Consider the following 3,796-nt stretch of genomic DNA (forward strand, 5'->3'; position numbering starts at 1 on the left):
CTCGACCCATCGCAATACGGGCATTACGCCAGCAACGTCAACGGCCAAGACACGCAGCAACCCGTCGACAAGTTCGGGCAACCGCTGCTGGTGGCGGAGTCGCCCTCCAGCATTGCGCTGACATCTCAGGCCACCACCACGGTTTACGCGGGCCGCCATTTGCATGGCACCGCGCAGGCCGATTGGCACCTCGCTGCGGGCAACGTCGTGGCCGCCGCAGCCGCCAAGGGCGTAAGCCTGTTTGCCCAGCGCAATGGCATTCGTGCGATTGCTGAAGGTGGGCCGGTGTCGATTCAGGCGCATACCGATGCGCTGGCCGTGCTGGCGGATAAGGCTGTCACCGTCACCTCCTCTGCGGATTCGGTGGAGATCCTCGCGCAGCAGAACGTCGTGCTGCACGGCGGGGATTCGATGATCCGGCTGGAGGGGAATGCGATTACGTTTGAGACGTCGGGGTTGTTGTCGGTGAAGGGGGCGGGGCATCCGTTGATTGGGCCGGGGGGGCAGGCGGCTGAGGTGCCTGCGTTGCCAACATCCGCCAACGCGCCCAACTGGATCGAAATGACCTTGCTAGGCTATGAAGGTCAGCCGATGAAGAATATCGAGTACGAACTGGCCTTTACCGATGGCACCAAACGCACCGGAAAACTGAACGGAGTAGCAGAACAGCGCGAGGAAGCCGTTCCCTGGGGAGAGGCAACGCTGACCTACAAGAACAACCCTGCCGCAAAGGACGTTCCACGCCCTACCCTCGATGACCTGCTTGCCGCAACCGAGCCTCTGATCAAAGAAGAGGAAGCGAAGCAGCAACAAGACCAAACGAACACCACTGTATGAGCACTCAGCAGCAAACCGAAGAAGCGTGGGCCATGGTGCATGGCCAAGCCAAGCCAGAAGAGAAAGGCGTCGGATTGTGGCTCTGGGAGGCTGTACAGGGTGACTTCCAGGAGGATCGCTCCGCCGGTCAGATTGCTGCCGACATGGTGATTTCATTGATCCCCATCGTCGATACGATCTGCGACATCCGTGACCTATGCGCCAATATCCGGGCGTATCGGAAGGACCCCAATAACAAGCTGATCCTGTTCTTCATCGCTCTGACCATCGTCGGCTTCTTCCCGGAGATTGGCTCCGTCATTAAGGGCGTGGTCAAGATCGCCTTCGTCTATATCCGGAAATATCTCCACCGCGCTGAGGACCTGCTTGATGCAACCAAGCTCGGACGGGCTACCAACCTAGCCCTCGACGCGGCATTACCGAAGATCGCGGAATTCCTCAGCAACTCGAAAGTCGTCAAGTGGGCGACCAAAGAAGGCGTGCCCGACATCTTCAAATTCTGCTCGAAGAAGATTACGGAGCTGGCGGAGAAGGTCAATGGATCGAGACTTCGCGCACAGTTTCTGGAAGCTGCCGATAAGATCGACAAGCTTCTTAGCCGCCTGAAGCTGATCGTCCCCGCCTCGACACGCGAGAAGCTCAACGACTTTTTGGACTTTCTGCGCAAGAACAAGCAGAGCATGGCGTCAAAGCTTGAGCAGTTCACCGCGCCAATTCGCACGATTCTCAATGTGACGGCCAAGCGGCTAGACGATCATGCTTGGATCGCGTTCACCCAAACCCACAACAAAGGTTGGATTGCGCCAATGAGTGAGCAAGGCGCAGCGCAGTTGATGAACAAGCATCCGCCCAAGTGGGTGCGGTTGGGGGACAAGCTTCCGCATCCAGCGCCGACACAGAAAGAAGCTGAGGTGATCCAGAAAGAATTTGATGCAAAAATTGAGAAGCTTCGCAACGCAGGCCAACCGACTCCGCCAAAGCTCGATGCTGGTGTAATCCAGACCTTTGAGAAAGGCAAACTTGTGCCGATGCAAATCAAAGGCCCCGCCAAGCTTTACCGGGTGGTTGATCCAACCAACGCCGCTGGCGGTATTTTCTGGGTGGACGAAAAGACCTTCAACAGTCTGAAGAGCCGTGCAGAGTGGCGGGAGAAACTGGCCGTCAAACCAGAATGGAATCAGAACGGCCAGTACGTCGTTTATGAAATTCCTGCTGGAGAAACGCTCGCGGCATGGAAAGGCCCAGCCGCCTCGCAAAAGCTGGAAGGCACACCCTATCATCTCGCAGGCGGCACCGATCAGATCGTATTTTACCCGTCAGCAGACAAGTTTGCGGCGACGCGGCCGCGTATCGATCACGAAACTGGGCAAGCTGTGCCCGGCCGTAAATCCGGTGAATTCGACACCCGGGTCGAATGGGAAGATGTCACCGGAAGAAAAGTGACAGCGCCCCTACGTGACAAAGCCACGGATCCTCATGTGAAAGGGCCCTACGAAACCGGGTGGGGCTTTGCAGACTGGAACCAACAAGAAGCCAAGGGCATCATTGTTTCTTTGCCCGACGACATTCAATGAGTGAAGAAAAACTGAAACCCTACGACGTTCCGCGCAACCTCGATCAGGATGCGTGGTTTCTCTATCAAACCACGTCCATTGAGTACTACGAGCTGTGCGCCCGTCTGTGCGAGGAATTCGCGGAACTCTACAACCGGTTTATCACCGGGCATGGACTCCACGGCACAGCGCGGCTTGACTACTGGGTGTCGCGCTATCTGACGCATGCTGAAAACATTCGACGTGGCATCGGGTTCATCAAGAACGGCGGCGACTACATGCCAATGATTGATTTCCTGGGTGCGCCCGCAGCGGACTATCGAGGGCTCCTCGAGCAACCACTGGGTTGGATGAGTGAGGAGCAACGCAAGCAATGGGATCAAGCCTTCCAACGCCTAAGTTATGCTTGCGGCACTGGAAGCGAAACCTTGCGCAATAACGAAACAGGCGGAAGACTTTGGTTAGACCGGGGCTCAATTGGAAGCAATCAAGTCTATCTTGATCGGGATGACAGTCACGTGGGCGACTCCGGCGGCGCAATCGGATCTGCAGAAGAGTACCGAATCATGTCGGTGCCAAGCTCGTTCCCCAAGCATCCTGTTGACATTGGTCAGCACGTAAGCCCGGGCACTCCCTGCCCGCGCACCGGCGTATGGGTTCCCAAACAATGGCTAGACGGCGCTAACGACTTCAGCCTCGCATTCTGCGTCCAAGGCCATCCAATGCAGCCTGCATATCAGGTGTATTGGGGCCAACCAATCGACGTTTGGGCCGACTTCCCGATGCCTGACGATGACGATGTGGAAGAGCGATCGTTCTCGCTGACAGAAACAAAAGCAGTGGATACAACTTGGTACTTCGTATCACAATCCACTGCCCAAGCCACGCCCGCAGACACGTTGCATCTGCGTTGTGCAGCAGGACAAGCATGTCCGAAGAGTGGCTACTGGATAACGCCTGCAAAATCCGGCTCTCGGCGCTATTTCCAACAAGGGACGCCGATGCCCGAAGTCGTATCAGACTACGGTTCGACCATCTGGCAATGGGATAGCGATCAGTCTGATCCGAAGCTATAGCAAGACGCGAGCACAGGCGCAGGGCGCCGCGCGCCTGATGATGGAAGCGCCGCCGTTTGAGCGCCGCGCTTGAGGCTCAACGCTCGGCATCTGGATGCTTGGGTCGGCATTCGAGGCACGATGCTCGAAACATCGAGCCTCGCGGCGGCGCACATGGGGCCCTAACCCTCTCATTCGATACCAAGAGTTCGGAATTGAAATCCGCAAGATCCGACATGTCGAGCTATTTGCGTCGCGCTTGGAGCAAAAAGAGCCGCGCTTGCACCTCAGCGCTCGGCATTTGGGCCTGAAAGCTCCAACCCCACGAGGCTTGACCCTGCCTCGTTTTCA

The 3,796-nt window shown here is 57.0% G+C and carries 3 protein-coding genes; all 3 read left to right on the forward strand.

Translation table 11 applies throughout. The annotated features are described in order from the left end of the window. On the forward strand, nt 1-837 hold an 837-nt coding region (locus tag PI87_RS27890; protein ID WP_039601003.1), incomplete at its 5' end, for a DUF2345 domain-containing protein. Further along, nucleotides 834-2,411: a hypothetical protein gene (locus PI87_RS27895; protein ID WP_039601004.1), complete on the forward strand. Its 1,578-nt coding sequence runs from the start codon at nt 834-836 to the stop codon at nt 2,409-2,411. The genes PI87_RS27890 and PI87_RS27895, both read left to right, overlap by 4 nt. Further along, entirely contained in the window at nt 2,408-3,466 is a 1,059-nt protein-coding gene (locus PI87_RS27900; protein WP_039601005.1) for a hypothetical protein, read from the forward strand. The genes PI87_RS27895 and PI87_RS27900 overlap by 4 nt, the downstream gene beginning before the upstream one ends. Nucleotides 3,467-3,796: the final 330 nt, after the last annotated feature.

Source organism: Ralstonia sp. A12 (assembly GCF_000801955.1).
GTDB lineage: Bacteria > Pseudomonadota > Gammaproteobacteria > Burkholderiales > Burkholderiaceae > Ralstonia.